Source organism: Acetobacter tropicalis (assembly GCF_001580915.1).
Taxonomy (GTDB): domain Bacteria; phylum Pseudomonadota; class Alphaproteobacteria; order Acetobacterales; family Acetobacteraceae; genus Acetobacter; species Acetobacter tropicalis.
Window position 1 is genome coordinate 1 of record NZ_LHZQ01000089.1, and the last position, 2,681, is coordinate 2,681.

At 53.5% G+C, this 2,681-nt stretch carries 5 protein-coding genes; 4 read left to right on the top strand and 1 reads right to left on the bottom strand.

Features of this window, described 5'->3' with window-relative positions; translation table 11 throughout:
* Window positions 1–111 precede the first annotated feature (111 nt).
* From AD944_RS00655 to AD944_RS00665, 4 genes are all read left to right on the top strand, one after another.
* A complete protein-coding gene (locus AD944_RS00655; RefSeq protein WP_261763969.1) occupies window positions 112–591 on the top strand; it encodes a recombinase family protein in 480 nt (159 codons plus the stop codon).
* On the top strand, window positions 479–709 hold the full coding sequence (locus AD944_RS17760) for a recombinase family protein (RefSeq protein WP_261763970.1): 231 nt from the start codon (window positions 479–481) through the stop codon (window positions 707–709). Before AD944_RS00655 ends, AD944_RS17760 begins: the two co-directional genes overlap by 113 nt.
* A 62-nt stretch (window positions 710–771) precedes the next feature.
* A complete protein-coding gene (locus AD944_RS00660) occupies window positions 772–1,407 on the top strand; it encodes a nucleotide-binding protein (RefSeq protein ID WP_045542010.1) in 636 nt (211 codons plus the stop codon).
* Window positions 1,407–1,685, top strand: a complete 279-nt coding sequence (locus tag AD944_RS00665; RefSeq protein ID WP_236709173.1) for a ribbon-helix-helix domain-containing protein — start codon at window positions 1,407–1,409, stop codon at window positions 1,683–1,685. The genes AD944_RS00660 and AD944_RS00665 overlap by 1 nt, the downstream gene beginning before the upstream one ends.
* A gap of 43 nt (window positions 1,686–1,728) precedes the next feature.
* On the opposite strand, the gene AD944_RS00670 is transcribed toward AD944_RS00665, so the two are convergent.
* Window positions 1,729–2,679, bottom strand: a complete 951-nt coding sequence (locus AD944_RS00670) for an IS481 family transposase (protein ID WP_045542014.1) — start codon at window positions 2,677–2,679, stop codon at window positions 1,729–1,731.
* Between the last annotated feature and the right edge of the window lie 2 nt (window positions 2,680–2,681).

Below are 2,681 nucleotides of genomic sequence, written 5' to 3' on the forward strand. Positions count from 1 at the left end.
CAGGCATGCTGCTGCTCTTACATGCCAATTAGCGCTGCAACTCAGTGCCATTTATCGCTGATATCTACAGTGTATCAAGGCTTGCATGGTGGTTTTTCCGGGAGGGTTCAAATGGGACAGCGTGCGGTCATCTATTGTCGGGTTTCCACGGCCGATCAGTCCTGCGTGCGCCATAAGGACGAGCTGAAGCGGTTTGCTGAACGCGCAGGCTATGAAGTGTCAGGCATCTTCATGGAGACCGGCTCTGGCGTTCGGGTGGATCGGGCCGAGCGTCGCAAGGTCATGGCACTGGCCCAGGCCCGTGAAATTGACGCCATTCTGGTGACGGAGCTGTCCCGCTGGGGGCGCTCGACCATTGATCTCATCTCCACGCTTCAGGAACTGGAGAGCTATCGTGTTTCCCTGATCGCCATGAACGGGGATGATGTTCGACCTGGCGACGCCACATGGGCGGATGCTGGCGGCGGTTCTGGCCGGGATTGCAGAGTTCGAGCGGGATCTGATCAGCGAGCGGGTGAAGTCCGGTCTGGCTGCTGCCAGGGCACGCGGGAAGGTTCTCGGCCGACAGAAAGGAGAGCGGCCGAAGTCTGACCGTCTGGCTCCGAAGGTTTTGGCGCTGGTGGCTGAAAAGCGGAGTTATCGGTGGATCGCCCGTGATCTGGGGATCAGCAAGAACACTGTAGCTGCCATTGTGCAGAGAGAAAGGTGAGGCCTTCTCTTCTCTCGCAGAAAGTGTATACAGGTATAATATTATACGTGTAGAGGTGTAGCATGAAGGTTCTTGCTGTTCTTTCGCAGAAGGGCGGTGTCGGAAAAACGACGCTTGCAACCTGTCTCGCTGTCGCAGCTGAGCAAGCGGGTAAGGTTGCTGCTATTATTGATTTGGACCCACAGGCGACCGCCTCTTTCTGGAAAGACGTACGCCAGCTCGATACACCGGCTGTGGCTTCAATTCAGCCGATACGTTTGCCTGCAATGCTCAAAGCCTGCGCGGATGCGGGTACTGATCTTGTGATTATCGACGGAGCTGCTGTTGCGCGAGATGTGGCTTATGAAGCGGCACGTCATGCTGACTTCGTGCTCATTCCGACGAAGACGGCCGTGTTCGATACAATGAGTATGACACACACATTGGATGTGGTTCGTCAGCTCGATAAAGCGTTCGCTGTCGTTTTAACTTTTGTGCCCCCCCAAGGGCAGGAGACAGGGGATGCCATTAAGGCCGTGACCGAATTGGGGGCAACGGTCTGTCCGGTGACAATAGGAAACCGCAAGGCATTTTTCCGGGCACAGGCGTCGGGACAAGCTGTGCAGGAATTCGAAGCCCATGGGCCAGCAGCAAACGAAATTAAGCGTTTATACGAGTATACAGATATACAATTATACAAAAATCGGGAGGTAGTGTGATGGCGAAAAGCAATACGCTGCAAGCGATGCTTGATCGCGCCAAAGGTGATGGTGAGGCAATGCCGGCTCTTCCCCCGAAACCAGACATATTATCTCGTAAACCGACGCTGAATGGTCGTAAGGGGACCAAGTTGATTGGTGGACATTTTTCTCCTGAAGTCAGCACCCAGCTTCGTATTATCGCGGCCGAAGAGGGAACGACGGTTCAGAGTTTGCTTGGAGAAGCACTGGACGATCTGTTTGTGAAGAAAGGACGAAGCAGGATCGTTAGCGGATAACTATATATTTATACACGTATACAATTATACACGTAGGTTGTGTCTAGCTGTTTAGTCCCGGGATTTGATGGGTTGGGTTGATGATGAATCGATCTGGTTCTGAAGTCCATATTTTGCAGATGTATTCATAGGGCGTGAGACCGTTGAGGGTTTTGAGCCTTCGCCCGAAATTATAGGCTGCCATGAAGTCATTGAGGTGCGTCCTCAACTGCTCATGGCTGTCGTAATGAAAGCGTTTGACAGTTGCTTCCTTGATCGTCCGGTTCATTCGCTCGACCTGACCATTGGTCCAGGGGTGATTGGGTTTTGTCAGGCGATGCTCGATCCCGTTAGCCTCGCAGATCATGTCGAAACGCATGGAACGTGACCATGCGGTGCCCCGGTTACGGGGCTGTTCGGCGAACTGGATGCCGTTGTCCGTCAGGATGGTATGAACCTGATAAGGGACGATGCGCAGAAGATATTCGAGAAATTCCCAGGCCGTTCGTCTGTTGGCTTTGTCCACAAGCTGCGTCACTGCAAACTTGCTCGTGCGGTCTATGGCGACGAAAAGATAAAGCTTTCCTTCGGCAGTCTGAACTTCGGCAATATCGAGGTGAAAGAACCCGATCGGATAACGCTTGAAGTGCTGCCGTTTTGGCTTGTCTCCTTCGACATCAGGCAGACGTGAAATCCCGTGACGCTGAAGACAGCGATGCAGCGCTGAGCGTGTCAGATGCGGAATGGTGGCCTGCAACGCATAAAGGCAATCGTCCAACGGCAGTAAGGTATGCCGACGAAAGGCCACGATCATCGCTTCGTCAGTCTCGGACAAAACCGTTGAACGCGGTTCTTTGGGCCCTGTCTTCTGATCCTCGACAGTCTGACGCTTCCGCCATTTTGCAACTGTTTTCGGGTTGATCCCGAACTCCCTGCTCAGCGCCGCGAGCGAAGCCTGCGATCGCTGTATTGGGGTCGTTACATAAAACGGGCACAGATATACGCTAAGGATTATCG

Bases quoted from the DNA above. Each gene is read 5' to 3' on its own strand.
- AD944_RS00660 (WP_045542010.1), top strand. From the start codon at position 772: ATGAAGGTTCTTGCTGTTCTTTCGCAGAAGGGCGGTGTCGGAAAAACG.
- AD944_RS00655 (WP_261763969.1), top strand. From the start codon at position 112: ATGGGACAGCGTGCGGTCATCTATTGTCGGGTTTCCACGGCCGATCAG.
- AD944_RS00665 (WP_236709173.1), top strand. From the start codon at position 1,407: ATGGCGAAAAGCAATACGCTGCAAGCGATGCTTGATCGCGCCAAAGGT.